Origin of the sequence: Burkholderia contaminans (assembly GCF_029633825.1) — a bacterium.
Taxonomy (GTDB): domain Bacteria; phylum Pseudomonadota; class Gammaproteobacteria; order Burkholderiales; family Burkholderiaceae; genus Burkholderia; species Burkholderia contaminans.
Genome location: NZ_CP090641.1, coordinates 2,132,699 through 2,148,662, shown reverse-complemented (window position 1 = coordinate 2,148,662; position 15,964 = coordinate 2,132,699). Strand labels below are relative to the sequence as shown.

Below are 15,964 nucleotides of genomic sequence, written 5' to 3'. Positions count from 1 at the left end.
CGAATGAGGTCGGACGAATCAGTGCAGGCAGATGTCGGCCCACTTCTCCACGGACAGCTCGCCCAGGACGGTCTGCACGAGTGCGACGCCCGGCCGGCTGGCGGTGAAGCGGTATGCACAGCCGGCCGGCAACAGCGCCTGATGGCCTTGGCGCAATACGACGTAGCCCATCTTGCGGCCGGCCGGTTGCGTGCCGGCGCTGACGGTGCCCCGACTCGATGCAGGCGGCGTATCGAGCTTGATGAATTCGATCCGGACTTCGCCATCCATCTGGATCACGAATTCATCGTGCGAGCAGGCGAACCACGGCGACTGACCGTCGGTCCGCAGCACTTCGATCACGTATTCGAGGTTCTTGCCGGCGACGACCTTTTCGTAAGGGGCCGACTTCGATGCGACCTCGAAGACATTCGAGAACGCGTAGTGTTGAGCGCTGCCGCTCGTGATTTCGATCTCGCCTTTCCGGTAATGGTCGAGCGAGCCAAAGACGGTATGGAATGCCGTGTCGGTCATTTCTGTCTCCTGAGTTGAACCGCTTGTTGGATTCCACTCTAGGGGCAAGGACCCACCGCAACAAGGCACGGGACGGCGACTACGGCATTTGCGTTTCGCGAATAATCCGCGCGGTTCAACGCACCCAGCCGCGCTCCAGGAGCGGGCGATCCCACGGCGATTCGTCGCCGATGGTTTCCGCGAGAAATTCGACCAGCGCCTTCACTTTCAGCGCCTGTCGCTGCGTTGCGGGATAAACCGCGGCAAAGCTCAGCGGCGCGAGCTGGAAGTCGGTCAGGATGGGCACCAGCCGGCCGGCGACGAGCGCCTCGCTCGCCACCAGCGTCGGCAGGCACACGACGCCGCCGCCCGACAGCGCGTACTCGCGCAGCAGGTGCACGGAGTTCGAGCGGATCATGCCCGGCAGCTCCATTTCGACGACTTCGTCGCCGCGCGTCATCGTCCAGCGGTTGCGCGACGGATAGCCTGAATACAGCGCGGTGGTGTGCTGCAGCAAGTCGCGTGGATGTTGTGGCGCACCATGCGCGTCGAGGTACGCGGGCGACGCGCAGAAGAGGCGCCTGACGGTGAACAGCCGCCGTTCGATCAGCGACTCGGAGATCGGCGGAAAGATCTGGAACGCGATGTCGAACCCTTCTTCGACAGGGTCCACGACACGATCATTGACGATGACGTCGAGCTGGATGCCCGGGTAGCGCCGGTTGAATTCCATCAGCGGCGCACCGAAGTGATCGAGCGCGAAACCGGGCAGCATCTGGATGCGCAGCCGGCCGGTCGGCGTCGCACGCAGTTCGCGCATCTGGTCCGTCAGCTCGTTGACGCGCCCCACCACCTCCGCGCACTCGCGATAGAACGCCTCGCCCACTTCGGACAGGCGCACGTGGCGCGTGCTGCGATGGAACAGCGGCGCGTTGACGAACTTCTCGAGCTGCTGGATGCGGTTCGTCACGACCGAGCTGGTCACGCCGAGCTGCCGCGCCGCCTCGGCGAAGCTGCTCGCCTCCGCCACCCTGACGAATGCCTCGATGCTCAGGAACCGGTCCATACCGCGCCCTTTTTCGACAGCGAAACCGGCAGTCTACCCGTGCGGATGACGGGCTGTGTCATGCGGGAGGCGTCTCTCTGTCACCCAATCGATGTCAATCGCCGATGACGCCGGCCCCCGCATGCGCGGCCCTTACCGCGATTGCTCGCCCGCCGCGAGTTCCGGTTGCACGGCCACGCGGCGCTGCAGCACGGCCGGCGCGGTTTCCTTCAGCAGCAGGCTGACCACGATGCCCAGCATGACCGCGCACATCGGCAGCCACAGGATGTTCTGGATGCCAAAGTGGGCGGCGACGTAGCCGCCCAGCGCCGGCGCGATGCCGCCGCCGAAGATCTCGCCGACACCGACCACCACGCCGATCGACGTCGACACGAGCCCGATGGGCGCAGCCTCCGTCGCCACCGGGCCGGACAGCAGCGACACCAGCCCGAGCGTGAAGAACGACGCAACGAACAGCACCCCGAACAATGCGAGCGGCTGCGGGCCGAGGCCGCGGAAGAGGTAGAGCATCACGGCCGTTCCCGCGAAACCGACGATGCTCGCGAGGCGACGGCCGACCAGGTCCGACAGGCCCGGCAACCCGAACTGCCCCAGAAAACCGCCGAAGCCGATCGCGGACACGACGAGGCCCATCTTCTGCGTGCCGAGCGCCAGGTAGTCGGTCAGGTACAGCGGCAACAGCGCGCCGAGCACGAATACGCCCGTCATCGCGCAGCACAACGCGGCCATCGCGACGAGGATGTTGCGGCTCTTGAGCACGTGGCCGAGCGATGCCGGCGCATGCTCCGACGCGACGGCCTTCGTGACCTTCGGCTCGCGGATCACGAAGAACATGATCGCGCCGAGGATCAGGCCGGGCACGGCGACGAGCGCAAAGACCCACCGCCACGACACGAAGCCGAGCAGCTGCGTCGCGATGATCGGCGACAGCGCGAGCCCGAACAGCGCGAAGCCGCTTTGCTGCAGGCCGAGGTTCAGCCCGCGCCGCCGCGGATGCGATGCGTCGGCCGTCGCGGCGAAGCTCGTCGGGCAGAACGAGCCCTCCGCGACGCCCATCAGGCCGCGAATCGCCATCAGGCCGAGCAGGCCGCCCGCGAGCCCCGAGAAGCCCGACAGCAGCGAGAACGCGACGATGGCCGGAATCAGCACCTTCCGGCGGCCGATCTTGTCGGAGATGCCGCCCATCAGCGCCGCGAAGATGCCCCACGACAGGCCGAGCACGCCGATGCAGTTGCCGACGTCCTGCGCGTTCAGGTTGAGGTCCTTCATGATCGAAGGGAACAGCGGCGCGATCAGCCAGCGATCGAGGCCGACCAGCCCGAAGCCGAGCGCCAGCAGCGTGACCGCCTTCCACTCGTATGAGGTATCCCACTCGTTTGCTTTCATGTCCGTCTCCGTGGACACAGGTTCGCCTGCGCGCGCCGCAGCGCCTGCGTATGAGCCAGGTCCGATGGTTTTTGTGTGCGACGCGAATCGCGAGGAAGTGCCGGCTGGCGTTCGGGTTCGACGCGTTGCGTTCAATCAGCCGACGTCACCACGATAGGTGCACGGCTGCCAATCGGGTATGGAACAACCGGCGAACGCGCCATTCGCGAAACGCAAATAATCGCGGGCGGTGGGCGGGAAGGGGCGACGGGAAAGCGCGAAGCGAACGGGCGCGGCGTCGACGCGACGCCCGCTCATGCGTCACGGGGAATTCCCTCATGGACATCGGGGCATCCACGCACGGCGTCATGCACGTCACGCATGCATACGATCGGGCAAACCCTTCGCGAACCATGAAAGAAGAAGCCGCCCGCCGGGTAGCGGGAGGCGAAAAAAACGGGGGCAAACCAAGATGCACCGGACGAGCACCAGCGCAATCCTGGTCACTGCCCTTTCCTGCATCACACTGCGCCGCAGTTCGTTCAGACATGAGATAAGTCTCATTCTTCCTTTTTAAATTCAATTTATATCTAAAAAACAAAAACTATCCCCCCTCGATACACCACCATATTCTTATCCATAGCATTTATACCCATTACCAAACACAAATTCCACACTCCTCACGTAGAAAGTTAAATACAGTATCCGCCCAACAAAAAATTCATCTCAAAATATCAAATCATTTAACACGCCAAACAAGTTTGATATTCTTCACCGCGAATTTTCCAGAACCTTCTTTTTTCACTTAAACCCCCAATTCTGACCATTCAGAATTGAGGTGAAAATATCCAGATTGCGGTGATGTCGATAGAAAGTACATTTCGGAATTTCGTGTACGGTCGGATTAGCGGCAACAAGCGGCCTGTCGATCTCCATTTCGGTCTCGCCCAACGCACGGTCGGCCATCTGCTGGCGCTCCATCACGCCGATATTCGCGAAGGGTTGATATCGGGGATCGACGGGCAACTGACCTGCGTGTCCACCCACGCGCATCTATCGCCAGCGCTGTTTCTCGGTCTGCCCGTGTCGGTCCGGCTGACGACCGATCGGGGCGGCATACGAGCGATCAATGCGATCGTGCACGACGCGCGAGCCGGTCAATCCGACGGTGAACTGACCGTGTACCAGTTGCACGTGTGCGACGCCCTGTCGCTGATGGACCGCCGCACGAACGCCCGCATGTTCCGATCGTGCAGCGTGGTCGACATTCTGGCGACGCTGATGAACGAGTGGAAACATCGCAGCCCCGCACTCGCGCAGGCATTCGATTTCGACCTGTCGGCATTGCGGGCCGAACGCTATCCGGTGCGCGAACTGACACGGCAGGTGAACGAGTCCGACGCGCGCTTCATCCGGCGTCTGTTGCGTCGGGATGGCATCACGGTATTTGCGAAAGCCGGACCGATCGGCGGGGCGAGCGGCATGCCCGACGAACGCCCGGTCCACACGCTCCTGTTTTGCGATGATCCCTATCGCCTGGCGGAAGCGCCGGCCGGCACCCTCCGCATCCATCCACGCGATGCCGGCGTCGAACAACGCGACACGGTGACGCTCTTTGCATGCTGCCAAAGCCTGTCGTCCGGCAAAGTCAGCCGTCCGTCGTGGGACTACAAGAAAGCCCGTGTAGACGAATCCACGACCGTCACCGGCATCGATCAGGGCGAGTCGGGGAACGACCTTGCGCACCTGCTGACCGACGTCGCGATCGACATTCCGCACGTCGGCGATTCGTGGAGCGATCACGATCGCATCACGCGCGACCGGATGCTCGCGCATCAGTTCGAAGCCGTACGCCATGAAGGCATCAGCAGCGTGCGCGACATGCCGGTCGGTCACTGGTTCACGTTGACCGGCGACCCCGAGCTGGATATGAAGCCCGCCGATCATCGCCAGTTTGTCGTCACGTCGGTTCGGCACGATATCTGGAACAACCTGCCGAAGATCCTGGCAGGTCGCGTGAACGGGCTGTTCGCGGCAAGCCGTCACCTGGCGCAAGTCGTTCCGCCGGCACCGGCCGATGCATCGGAACGAACGGACACGCGCTATGAGAACAGTTTCACGTGCGTGCGACGCGGCGTGCCGCTCAAGCCTTCCTACGATCCGCGAATCGATGTGCCGCCGGTTCACCTGCTCACCGGTACGATCGTCGGCACACAAGGCGAGGAAGTGTTTTGCGATGAGGCCGGCCGCGTGCGCGTGCAGATTCACGGCTACGACCCGGTCGATCACGCCCACGCGCAAGGCGCCGGAACGACCGGCCTGGCCGGCGACAGTGCGCCGATTCGCGTCGGCGCAAGCCTGGCGGGGAAACACTTCGGCGCGCTTTTCCTGCCTCGGGTCGGGATGGAGGTTTTGCTGGGCAGCCTGTCGGGCGATCCGGACCGTCTGGTGATCATCGGGATTTTGAGCAACGGTGCGAACCCGCCCGCGACCTTCAGCGATACCGGTTCGCTACCCGGCAACCGTTACCTGTCCGGGATCAAGACCAAGGAAATCAAGGGCCATCGGTACAACCAGCTTCGCCTGGACGATACGCCGTCGCAAATTTCGGCGCAGTTGGCGAGCGAACATGCGCACTCCCAATTGAATCTCGGCTATCTGACGCAGCCCCGTAACGATGGACACGGGAGCGACCGGGGTGAAGGCGCGGAACTGCGCACCGACGCCGCTGCGGCGTTGCGCGCCGCCCAGGGCATGCTGTTGACGACCTATGCGCGGTCGCACGCGACCGGTGGTCAGCTCGATCGCGACGAGCTGATCCGCTTGCTCGACCAATGCACGGCGTTGTTCGAGTCGCTCGGAGATTACGCCGGCCAGCATGGCGGGCAATCCGCCGACACGGGCGGCCAGGACAACCTCGTCAGCGCATTCCGTCACTGGAAACCCGGCGGTTCGGAATCCCGTGCCACGGGTGACGCATCCGCGTTCATGGCGTTCGGCGCGCAAGCGGGGTCGCTGAACGTCACGCCGAAAACGCACGTCATGTATGCGGGCGAGAACATCGATCAGATTGCGCAACAACACATGCAGATCACGAGCGGCGAGCGGATCAATCTGCATGCCGGGCATGGCGTCGCGATGTTCGCGCACAGCAACGGCGTATCGGCGATCGCGAATCAGGGGAAAGTGGCCATTCAATCGCAGAACGACGACACGCAGATCGAGTCCGGAAAAAACATTCGGTTGACTGCCGCCGACGGGAAGCTTGCTGGCACGGCAAGCGACGAAGTCGTATTCGTCACGTCCGGCGGCGCGTATCTCAAGCTGCATGGCGGCGATATCGAACTGGGATGCCCCGGCAAGTTCACCGTGAAGTCGAACGGTCATGCATGGGACGGCCCCGCAAGCATGGGCGTCGACTTGCCGACATTCGATCAACGTGCGCTCGGCCGCGTCCCGAAGCTGGTCCGCCCAACGGACGGTAACGCGGCACCGGGGTTCGAAGGACAGGTTCGAACGGCATCGGGAACACTGTCGGATTTGACGACCGACATGGCCGGGGAACTGCCTGAGGTCGATACCGACCGGTTCGAGAGGCTGGCGGTGCAGTTCACCAAGAAGAATGTTTAACACAAGCGCAGGAGTCCGGATGATTGATTCATCTCTCGATTCTCGGCCGGAAGAGGACGCGCGCACCGACGAGCGTGCCGCGAAGGCCGATATGCCCGACGCGGCTGCGCCGCGCCCGGATCCACCTCAGATCATCGTCGGCCGGAGCGACGGCGTCTCGATGTGGACGAAAGGCACTCGGCTGATCTGCATCAAGCAACTTCCGTTGCCCGGTATCGTCATCTTCGTGCATGGGGTGAACTCCGAAGGCGAGTGGTTCGAGGCCGCCGAGCAAGGATTGTGCGATGGCCTGAACCGCCGGCTCGGGCGGCTGGACGACCAACTGGAGTATCGCGGCATCGATGCCGGGCAACTGGTGCCCGCGAAGTACACGGAAAGCGTGACGCCGGACGGGTTTCTGAATCCCAAGCTCTGGGCCGGCGACTACATCAAGCCCGATCCGTCGTTTTCACCGGTCATTCATTTCCGGTGGGGCTATCGGGCGACAGCCGAGGAACTCAAGGAATACGGCGACAAGATTTTCCTGAACGAGAAGGACTATTGGGGCGGCGGTCCGTTCACGAACGGCTGTGCGAGCCTGCCCGATCTCTGGCAAGGCGGCCTCGACGACCGGGCGGCCGGGTGGATAACCGTGCAGGGCATCAATCCGACCAATCGGCCGCTGTATCGCGCGCCGCCCCGCGCGTATGGCGTGCTCGCGGCGTTGCGCCTTGCGAAGTTGATCGAGTCGATCCGCCGCATGCAGGCCGACGTACCGATTACTGTCGTGTGCCATAGCCAGGGCAACATCGTGGGCCTGACTGCGGCGTTCTTCGGCGATGCGCTACCCGATGTCGAAGATCCGTGGGGGCGTAGCGGGCATTGCGTGGCAGACGCCTACGTGCTGGCGAATGCGCCGTATAGCCTTGCGCGTGCAGATGGTCCGAATCCATCCGATACGTTCATGGATACGTGGTCGCAACGCGCGACCAAGGACGGCGATGGCCGTCGCGGACGGCAGACCTACGCCGCGCGCACGAAAACGTTCGGCAAGTTTCTGTCGATCATTGGCACTCGGAAGGCCTATGAACTTTCCGCAGACAAGATCGATGAAGACATGGCGAACGAACGGGTATCGCCGACCAGCAACAAGTCTTATGCCGCACAAGACGATCGGGTACGCCACGGCCTGAACGGATCGACGTATGGTCGCGTCACCGCGTATTGCTGTCCGCACGATCAGGTGATTTCTGCGATCACGGTTCAAGGCATCGGCTGGCGCGGCATCGACAAGCACGAGCTGAACGATATCGGTGTCCCCGGCGTGCTGACGCAGCGCGTCTTTGCCTCCGGCTTCCACGTCGGCGTGCAGGAGCAATATCGGTATCGGGAAGATGACTGGCGGTATGTACAGAAGGGAGCGACGTCGGGATTCTGGTATCCGCCTTCACCGCCTGCCAAATTCAATCTCATCGGTGCACTCAAGGGAAACGAGTCCGTGTTCGGGGTGGCGGCCACGCTTGCATCCGCGCCGATCATGTTTTTCGTGACCCAGATCAGCTCGGCATTGAATATGTTCCGCGTGAACGCCAATCCGCCGGAGGGTTGGACGGTGGTGGCGGACGCGCCGGCACTCGACGAACCGTTTACGCCGAAGGCGTCGCGGTTCGGCAAGCCCATCAAAACAACGGACGGCGACGCGACAAGCGACTTCAACGAAGGCAACGATCCGCCGGCCGCATGGCGCGACGCAAACAAGAGCGAGGCAGACAAGCGCGCGGACGATCCCTACGACCAGTACAACGCGAAGAACGACGATAGCGTCGCGCAAGGTACGGCGGAGAGCGAAGCCGGACAGCGTTACGAGGACCGCGCGTTGATGCGGATGGAGGCGCGGCGAACGCTGAATACGGAATGGCTCGATGGTGATGGCCACGTGATCGGCGAAGACGGCAAGAGCGAAATGCCGGAGGGCTACAAGGAATGGCGCGATCAACAGATTGTCGATTGGCTCGATCGTGGGGCGATCAACAGCCCGACGAACCATTCCACGACGATGACTAATCCGGAGCATGCGAAAAAGGCGCTTGCGTACGATGTGGCGATCGGGGTTTGCTATTTGACGCCCGAGCAACTCTATGACTTGCGGATTGAGGCGGATTGGCGGATGGGGGACGGGATTCCTCTAGATATTCCGAACAAGACGTATGCCGACTACTTTGCATCGGGCACTCTCTATAGAACGCCTCTTCAAGAATGGATACATGCAGATAAAAGCGAAGGCAAGATGCCGAGCGCGATCGTGGATGAGCGTGAAGGTCAGCTTTATTTGAAGGTCGGGGGTGCTGTATGAAGATGCTGATCGCTACATGGCCGCGACGTGTCGCCGTCGCCGTTTCGACATGGTTGATCGCAACCGTGCTCATGGCCTCGCTGATGACGCACGTAGAACAACCTGACCCGGCCCATTTGGAAATAGGAGATTGGATGAAGCGATTCGTTGTCGTGCCCGGCTTGGCTGCACTCATGGTGTTTCTGTTCACCACCGTCCTAATGCGTCCAGCACGGGCCACGCCTGTCCGGGAGCATGCCACGCTAACCGCCGATGAGCCGGCAAAGCCGTTCGTCGCGCAGGTTGTTGGCCTGATGTGGTTGAATCCCTTGCAACGTATGGACTACCCCACCCAATGGCAATTATTGTGGACACAGGGACTGGCCGCGCCAAACAAGACCGACGATATGGTTCGCACCGATGCGAAATCCTTTACTACCTTGCAGTCTGTAGCGGGGATCGCATACGGCAACGACGGCAAGGAGACGATCAAGGGCTTCTACGCCAAGTACGTGGACAAGTTCATCTTGCTGGTGCGTACCAGATATTTTAGTAACGCGAAGTACTTCTACAATGTGGGATCCCAAAGCCAGCAGAACTGGCGTGAACTCGCTGGTATACACGTCGAAGTTGCCATTCCACCCCGACTTGATCTGGCCTTTGCCAAGTCACGCGTGGTCGATCGGATGATGAATTTCTTCGAAATCGGCCCGCCGTCACCCAAGACGCTTTGGAGCCGCGACACGCCCCCCGACGTGCAAATCACCCAAGGCGGCGCAAACGCAGGCTTTACATCGCTGAACAAGGCACTGGACTACTTGCAGGCGAACCCCGACAAGAGCGTCTGGGTAGTGAACTGGGACGCACCCAACTTCCCGCCCACGGATGCACAGATCAACGAGAACCTTGTCGTGCTGTTCCTCGCCGGCCCAACCTTCAACACCGAGCGTGAACCCCTTGCCTGGATCGGCAAGGCGGCAACCGGCAACACACTCGATTTTTCGCAGAAGGTCGGCACGACCCGCGCCGTGCAGGCGTGGAAGGCAACCATTGATCAGGCCGCTCGCAATGCTGGCGTCGCGGTCACGAACCTGAGTTACATCGTCCACGACGCAGGTGCAGGCAGCGATGCAGCGTCGTCACGCATTGCCGCGCTCGCTCAGACGTTGACAGAGACACTTCCCGAATACGACCACCAAAAGCAGACATTCAACACAGCCGCCCTACTCGGCGACATGGGAACCGGCAGCGCATTGACCGACGTCGCGCTCGCGATCGGCCGGATCAATCACTTCGGCGGCAACGCACTCGTCGCCGGCACGACCGATCCGGATCACCCGGTCGCGGTCGTCGTCCGGCCACCGTCGAAGCTCACGCCGATCGACCCCGACAAGGACTGGTTCCGCGCACGCGGCGGCAACAATGCTTACCTGCCGTGGTGGGGACGCCGACACGACACAAATTACGGCATGCAGGGCTATTCATGGTGATGCGCACCGGCGCGGCCGCGCGTTACATGTGAACGTATCTGCCACGTCGAGCAGCAGGATATTCGATGAAACGATTTGTAGTTTTACCAAGTTTGGCAGCACTCGTGATGTTTCTGTTCACGACGACTATGATCCGGTCGGCACATTCCGCACCTGCCCCCGAGCCGGTAGCGAATGCGGCGCCGGCTGTCGCAGAGCCGGCAAAGCCATTTGTCGCGCAGGTCGTCGGCTTGATCTGGTTGAATCCGTTGCAACGCATGGACTATCCGACCGAATGGCAATTATTGTGGACCCAAGGACTCGCCGCACCGAACAAGCACGATGACATGGTACGAGCCGACCCGAAGTCGTTCACAACGCTGCAATCAGTAGCAGGTGTTGCATATGGCAACGAAGGGAAAGAGACGTTTAAAGGTTTCTATCACAAGTACATCAATGAAGCGCTTGGATTGATGCATACGCGTTACGCGACAAATTCCAAGTACTTCTACACAGTTAATCCTGACAATTCAAAAGACTGGCGCGAACTCGCCGGAGTTCACGTCGAACTCGCCATACCCGTCAGGCTCGAACCAGGCTATGCCAAAGCCATCCTGACCAAGGAGATTGTCGAATACTTCGAGATCGGCCCGCCGTCACCGAAGACTTTGTGGAGCAGCGACACGCCTCCCGACGTACAAGTCACACAGGGCGGCCCCAACACCGGATTCACATCCCTGAACAACGCACTGGACTACTTGCAGGCGAACCCCGACAAGAGCGTCTGGGTAGTGAACTGGGACGCACCCAACTTCCCGCCCACGGACGCACAGATCAACGAGAACCTTGTCGTGCTGTTCCTCGCCGGCCCAACCTTCAACACCGAGCGTGAACCGCTCGCGTGGATCGGCAAAGCCGCAACCGGCAACACGCTCGATTTTCCGCAGAAAGTCGGCACGACGCGCTCTGTGCAGGCGTGGAAGGCGACCATCGACCAAGCGGCGCGCAATGCCGGCATCGCGGCGCCCGACATCAACTACATCGTCCACGACGCGGGTAAAGGCAATGACGCATCGTCGGCACGTCTTGCCGCCCTCGCGCAGACCTTGACCGAAATCCTTCCCGAATACGATTACCGCAAACAGACCTTCAACACGGCCGCCCTGCTCGGCGACATGGGAACCGGCAGCGCATTGACCGACGTCGCGCTCGCCATCGGCCGGATCAATCACTTCGGCGGCAACGCACTCGTCGCCGGCACGACCGATCCGGAGCACCCGGTCGCGGTCGTCGTCCGGCCACCGTCGAAACTCACGCCGATCGCCCCCGACAAGGACTGGTTCCGCGCGCGCGGCGGCAACAACGCCTACCTGCCGTGGTGGGGACGCCGACACGACACAAATTACGGCATGCAAGGCTATTCGTGGTGATGCACACCGGGGCGGCAAATTGCTTCATCCGAGCGTGATCGCCGCGTCAGACCTCAAACCACTTGGAGGACGGAATCCCATGCGGGGAATTATCCGGGTAGAAGATACGCATACCCACGGCGGCCGGGTCGAAGCCGGCGCCCGAAAAAGCACGGTGATGGGGCGCGCGGTCGCTCGTAGCGGCGACCCATGCTCGTGTCCGATTCATGGCGCTTGCGAGATTGCCGAAGGCGACGCGGCCTTCAAGGTCGAAGGTCGAGACGCTGCCTTCGATGGTCACAAGACTTCATGCGGCGCGACCTTGATTTCTTCACTTCACACTTCCGGGCGAGTTTGAATGCAAAAGACCCGACGCATGACTGCCGAACAGTTCCGTCTGTTGCGCATGCAAAATACACGAATCAAGCCCTTGAACCAGTGGGCCCTGCACGAGATTTTCGTCAAGGGCCGATCGCAGCGGGCTGTGGCGGCGGAAGTCGGCATGACGGGTTCCGCGATGTCGCAGCTTGTACGTAAGGCGTGGCAGCGGTATCTGGATCTACCGGCAAACTGCACGCGCCTCACCACCCTCACGATCACGATCCCGGCCAGATATGAGCCCGCACTCCAGGCATGGGTGCGGGATGCATATCGATTGGCGAATCAGAATGAACAAGATACGGCAACCTGATCGATTCCCACCCGGGACTTCTCGAACCCAATTCATAACGGTTTTTACGTCACATGAAGTTTTCGATCATTCCGGATGCGGCCCGGTACGCGACGATCGCGTTGCGTGCCGGCGTGCCGACGCCGTAATTCGGCCCTCAGGCCGGCCGGCATTCCATCCCTGAGACTGGCGGAGAATATCCGGCACCAGCCTTCGCCTCGTGCTGCCCTCGACAGCACGAGGCGGGGCGGCCTCATCGGCAATTCATTGAAAGTTCAGCACAGCGGCGACCACGCCTCCGGCAGGCAAATCGTCGACGTGGCCCGCTCGATCTGTTGCGGTCCGCCCTTGGGTGGCCAAAGCCCTTCCGCATAGTGGCGCGCGCGCAATGCCATGCGCTCCTCCAGGCTCGAGAATCCCCAGATATGGGCGATGCGAGGCGGCCCATCGATCGCGTACAGGTTCGCGACGAGATGCGACGTATAGGCTTCGGCCGGGCCGACGGCCTGCTCCCACGCGGCGATCGTCGGCGCGATCCCGGCCGGTTTGAGCCAGTAGCGGCGAAGTTCGTAGAACCTGCCGAGTTTCGACGGCTCGATCTCGGGCAGGAACGGAAAGAGTTCGTAGGTTTCCATGCTGAGACCCACATGGTCACCGTCGATATTGAACGGCCCGCCGCTCATCAACGCACGACGGCGCTCATGCCGCAGTTCGTCGGCATCGTCGAAGCCTCGCAACACGACGATCTGCCCCAACTCGCCGATTTCCGAACGCCACGCGCCGAGGAGGCGCCCCGCGGCCCCCGGATCCGATACCCACCGATGCGCACCGGCGGAAACGGCATCCTGCTCCAGCAGCAAACACGACAGCGTTGTCAGTTCATACTGCATGTCGATCATCCCTCGCAAAATGGGCTGCGGACACGTGCATCGCACCCGCTCGCCACAGGAAAAATAAATTCCCCCAATCCACATTCCTATAAAACGTTATTCCATATCAAGCTGAATCACCAGCCAACTTTGGATCCTTTTTCCCTTCTGTCCCCCGTATCATTTCTTCCATTCCGAAAGAAACGAGCATGAGAAGGACATGAGCGACACCACCCCGCTGCACTACCTCGACTACGCCGCCACGACGCCCGCCGATCCGCGCGTGATCGAAGCGATGACGGCCTGCCTCGGCTTCGACGGCATCTTCGGCAACCCGGCATCGAGCTCGCACGCCGCCGGCCGGCTCGCGAAAGACAAGGTCGAGCAGGCCCGCGCGCAAGTCGCCGCGCTGATCGGCGCGGACGCCGACGAGATCGTCTGGACGTCGGGCGCCACCGAATCGAACAACCTCGCGCTGAAGGGCTATGCGGAAAACGCGACCGGCAAGCGCCACCTGATCACGAGCCGCATCGAGCACAAGGCCATTCTCGACACGATGGCGAACCTGGCGAAGCACGGCGCGTCGGTCACGTTCCTGGCGCCCACCCGAGACGGCGAAATCACCGCCGACTCGGTCGCGGCCGCGATCGGCCCCGATACGGGCCTCGTGTCGCTGATGCTCGTGAACAACGAGCTCGGCACGCTGACCGATATTGGCGCAATCTCGCGCATCGTGCACGACGCGGGCGCGCTGCTCCATGTCGACGCCGCACAGGCGCTCGGCAAGACGCCGATCGACGTGCGCGCGCTCGGCATCGACATGCTGTCGATGTCCGCGCACAAGGTGTACGGCCCGAAGGGCATCGGCGCGCTGTTCGTCCGCCGCGACATCGCGCACCGGATCGCCGCTCAGATTCATGGCGGCGGGCATGAGCGCGGCTTGCGTTCGGGCACGCTCGCGACGCACCAGATCGTCGGCATGGGCGTTGCATGCGAACTGGCCGCCGACAAGCTCGACGGCGAAGCCGCACGGATCGCGGCGCTCGGCGCCCGCCTGACGGACGCGCTGGTCGCACTTGGCGACGTCACGCAGAACGCGGCCACGGCACGCCGGATCCCGCACACGCTGAGCCTGACGGTGAACACGCCGGGCTTCTTCCCGTTCATGCTCGGCGAAGCGCTCGCCGTGTCGTCGACGTCCGCATGCAACTCGACCAGCGGCGCACCGTCCCACGTGCTGACCGCGATCGGCCTCGACGCCGAAACGGCGGGCCGCACCGTGCGCGTGAGCTTCGGCCGCTTCACGACGGAGCAGGACGTCGACTTCGCGATCGCCTGTTTCCGCCACGCGATCGAACAATGTCGCGCGACGGCGGCGAACGGCTTCTCCGCGTCGCGGCAGATCACGCCGGCCGACCTGAAGGCGATCCGCAATGCCGGCTTCCGCTCGGTCATCTGCAACCGTCCCGACGGCGAAGGCGACGCACATCCGGCATTCGACGAAATCGCCGCGGCGGCCCGCGAACTGGGCCTCGAAGCGCGCTACCTGCCGGTCGAGCGCGACGGCATCGGCGATGCGGAGATCGACGCATTCGGTGAGCTGATCGACACGCTGCAGAAGCCGGTGCTCGCGTATTGCCGCAGCGGCAGCCGCTCCGGCTTGCTGTGGAGCCGGCTGTCCGCTCGGCGGACAGCCGAAGCCCCGGCCTCTGTCTGATCGATCAGGAACATCGTCCCATTACGCCCCGCCACCGGCATTCACGCACAAGGCCGACACTTCGAAGCGTGGCCGGATGGCGGCGGCAATTGAAGCTACTTCATTCCCCATCATCCCCGCTGACCGGCGTATAGATCGCCAGCTTCAGCGCGGGATCGTCGTTCGCCTGGAACGTCGCGTATTCGTAGCGCTGCACGCCCTGTCGCGCATGCGCGAACACCTTCTGCCCCGACACGCCGCTGCGCACGTCATGCGCATCCCACCATTGCGCGAACTCGCTGCTGCTCGTGCGCAAGCGCGCCACCAGCGCGATGAACGCCGGATCGCTCGCATGGAGATCGTGGCTCGCGCGAAACAACGCGATCATCCGGCGCGCCTCGTCGGACCAGCTCGCGGCGAAGAGCTCACGGGCGTGCGGCTCGACGAACATGTAGACGAGGATGTTGCGGTCGGCTTGCGCGAGCCGGTCGAAGCCGAGCAGGTCGGCCGCCGCGGCATTCCACACGAGGATGTCCCAGCGCCGCCCGGTCACGTAGGCGGGCTGGTTCAGGTTCACCACGAGCCGCGCGATGGACGGCGGCACCCGCTCCGGCACGAATGCCCGTGATGCGTCGCGCCGCGCGAGGGCGCGCAGGTGGGCGGCCTCGGCCTTGTCCAGCCGCAACGCGCGCGCCAGCGCATCGAGCGTCGCCTCCGACGGGCTGACGTCGCGCCCCTGTTCGAGCCGTACGTACCAGTCGACGCCGATGCCGGCCAGTTCTGCGACTTCCTCGCGCCGCAGGCCGGGCGTGCGCCGGCGCGGGCCGTCGTGCAGGCCGACGGCGTCCGGGCGCAGCTTCTTGCGCCGCGAGCGGAGGAAATCGCCGAACGGGGTTCGCGGGGTGACGGTCATCGGGTGTGCTCCGTGCAGGGTGGTATCGGGCAATCCTGGGTTCGTGCCGGGCCTTGTTGCGAATTCTAAGCCTG

At 62.7% G+C, this 15,964-nt stretch carries 13 protein-coding genes; 7 read left to right on the top strand and 6 right to left on the bottom strand.

Annotation, left to right across the window (positions count from 1 at the left end; genetic code table 11):
- Nucleotides 1–18 precede the first annotated feature (18 nt).
- The 4 genes from LXE91_RS27280 to LXE91_RS27265 all read right to left on the bottom strand — a co-directional run bounded on the left by LXE91_RS27280 (nucleotide 19) and on the right by LXE91_RS27265 (nucleotide 3,970).
- A complete protein-coding gene (locus LXE91_RS27280) occupies nucleotides 19–513 on the bottom strand; it encodes a cupin domain-containing protein (RefSeq protein ID WP_039354096.1) in 495 nt (164 codons plus the stop codon).
- A gap of 115 nt (nucleotides 514–628) precedes the next feature.
- Nucleotides 629–1,558: a LysR family transcriptional regulator gene (locus LXE91_RS27275; RefSeq protein WP_039354094.1), complete on the bottom strand. Its 930-nt coding sequence runs from the start codon at nucleotides 1,556–1,558 to the stop codon at nucleotides 629–631.
- Between the two features lie 132 nt (nucleotides 1,559–1,690).
- Nucleotides 1,691–2,944, bottom strand: coding sequence for an MFS transporter (locus tag LXE91_RS27270; RefSeq protein WP_039354091.1), 1,254 nt, complete (start codon nucleotides 2,942–2,944; stop codon nucleotides 1,691–1,693).
- A 780-nt stretch (nucleotides 2,945–3,724) separates the two neighbouring features.
- Complete coding sequence (locus LXE91_RS27265) at nucleotides 3,725–3,970, bottom strand: hypothetical protein (RefSeq protein WP_223274270.1); 246 nt, start codon at nucleotides 3,968–3,970, stop codon at nucleotides 3,725–3,727.
- On the opposite strand from LXE91_RS27265, the gene LXE91_RS27260 reads away from it, so the two are divergent.
- The 6 genes from LXE91_RS27260 (at nucleotide 3,890) to LXE91_RS27235 (ending at nucleotide 12,433) form a co-directional block, all read left to right on the top strand.
- Nucleotides 3,890–6,553 carry a type VI secretion system Vgr family protein gene (locus LXE91_RS27260; RefSeq protein ID WP_223274269.1) on the top strand — a complete coding sequence of 888 codons (2,664 nt, stop codon included), beginning with the start codon at nucleotides 3,890–3,892 and terminating at the stop codon, nucleotides 6,551–6,553. The two genes, LXE91_RS27265 and LXE91_RS27260, sit on opposite strands and share 81 nt — an antisense overlap.
- A gap of 91 nt (nucleotides 6,554–6,644) precedes the next feature.
- Entirely contained in the window at nucleotides 6,645–8,885 is a 2,241-nt protein-coding gene (locus tag LXE91_RS27255) for a T6SS effector phospholipase Tle3 domain-containing protein (RefSeq protein ID WP_039354616.1), read from the top strand.
- The gene (locus LXE91_RS27250) at nucleotides 8,882–10,354 is read left to right on the top strand and encodes a virulence factor (RefSeq protein ID WP_223274266.1); all 1,473 of its coding nucleotides are present in this window, start codon (nucleotides 8,882–8,884) and stop codon (nucleotides 10,352–10,354) included. The genes LXE91_RS27255 and LXE91_RS27250 overlap by 4 nt, the downstream gene beginning before the upstream one ends.
- Before the next feature lie 65 nt (nucleotides 10,355–10,419).
- Nucleotides 10,420–11,763, top strand: a complete 1,344-nt coding sequence (locus tag LXE91_RS27245) for a hypothetical protein (RefSeq protein ID WP_039354089.1) — start codon at nucleotides 10,420–10,422, stop codon at nucleotides 11,761–11,763.
- 79 nt (nucleotides 11,764–11,842) lie between these two features.
- Complete coding sequence (locus LXE91_RS27240; RefSeq protein ID WP_076841403.1) at nucleotides 11,843–12,100, top strand: PAAR domain-containing protein; 258 nt, start codon at nucleotides 11,843–11,845, stop codon at nucleotides 12,098–12,100.
- Nucleotides 12,101–12,433 (top strand): TrfB-related DNA-binding protein, encoded by a 333-nt coding sequence (locus tag LXE91_RS27235; protein ID WP_172625574.1) that lies wholly within the window; start codon nucleotides 12,101–12,103, stop codon nucleotides 12,431–12,433. It begins immediately after the preceding gene.
- A gap of 254 nt (nucleotides 12,434–12,687) precedes the next feature.
- Here LXE91_RS27235 and LXE91_RS27230 read toward each other — a convergent pair whose 3' ends face one another.
- Nucleotides 12,688–13,386, bottom strand: a complete 699-nt coding sequence (locus LXE91_RS27230; RefSeq protein ID WP_223274265.1) for an NIPSNAP family protein — start codon at nucleotides 13,384–13,386, stop codon at nucleotides 12,688–12,690.
- 115 nt (nucleotides 13,387–13,501) lie between these two features.
- On the opposite strand from LXE91_RS27230, the gene LXE91_RS27225 reads away from it, so the two are divergent.
- Nucleotides 13,502–14,998: an aminotransferase class V-fold PLP-dependent enzyme gene (locus tag LXE91_RS27225; RefSeq protein ID WP_039354081.1), complete on the top strand. Its 1,497-nt coding sequence runs from the start codon at nucleotides 13,502–13,504 to the stop codon at nucleotides 14,996–14,998.
- 100 nt (nucleotides 14,999–15,098) lie between these two features.
- On the opposite strand, the gene LXE91_RS27220 is transcribed toward LXE91_RS27225, so the two are convergent.
- Nucleotides 15,099–15,890 carry a helix-turn-helix transcriptional regulator gene (locus tag LXE91_RS27220; RefSeq protein WP_039354079.1) on the bottom strand — a complete coding sequence of 264 codons (792 nt, stop codon included), beginning with the start codon at nucleotides 15,888–15,890 and terminating at the stop codon, nucleotides 15,099–15,101.
- Between the last annotated feature and the right edge of the window lie 74 nt (nucleotides 15,891–15,964).

What these genes read in the sequence shown, in the direction of transcription:
- LXE91_RS27245 (WP_039354089.1), top strand. Translation starts at nt 10,420, where the DNA reads ATGAAACGATTTGTAGTTTTACCAAGTTTGGCAGCACTCGTGATGTTT.
- LXE91_RS27225 (WP_039354081.1), top strand. Translation starts at nt 13,502, where the DNA reads ATGAGCGACACCACCCCGCTGCACTACCTCGACTACGCCGCCACGACG.
- LXE91_RS27240 (WP_076841403.1), top strand. Translation starts at nt 11,843, where the DNA reads ATGCGGGGAATTATCCGGGTAGAAGATACGCATACCCACGGCGGCCGG.
- LXE91_RS27275 (WP_039354094.1), bottom strand. Translation starts at nt 1,558, where the DNA reads ATGGACCGGTTCCTGAGCATCGAGGCATTCGTCAGGGTGGCGGAGGCG.
- LXE91_RS27280 (WP_039354096.1), bottom strand. Translation starts at nt 513, where the DNA reads ATGACCGACACGGCATTCCATACCGTCTTTGGCTCGCTCGACCATTAC.
- LXE91_RS27220 (WP_039354079.1), bottom strand. Translation starts at nt 15,890, where the DNA reads ATGACCGTCACCCCGCGAACCCCGTTCGGCGATTTCCTCCGCTCGCGG.
- LXE91_RS27235 (WP_172625574.1), top strand. Translation starts at nt 12,101, where the DNA reads ATGCAAAAGACCCGACGCATGACTGCCGAACAGTTCCGTCTGTTGCGC.
- LXE91_RS27255 (WP_039354616.1), top strand. Translation starts at nt 6,645, where the DNA reads ATGCCCGACGCGGCTGCGCCGCGCCCGGATCCACCTCAGATCATCGTC.
- LXE91_RS27250 (WP_223274266.1), top strand. Translation starts at nt 8,882, where the DNA reads ATGAAGATGCTGATCGCTACATGGCCGCGACGTGTCGCCGTCGCCGTT.
- LXE91_RS27270 (WP_039354091.1), bottom strand. Translation starts at nt 2,944, where the DNA reads ATGAAAGCAAACGAGTGGGATACCTCATACGAGTGGAAGGCGGTCACG.
- LXE91_RS27230 (WP_223274265.1), bottom strand. Translation starts at nt 13,386, where the DNA reads ATGTGGATTGGGGGAATTTATTTTTCCTGTGGCGAGCGGGTGCGATGC.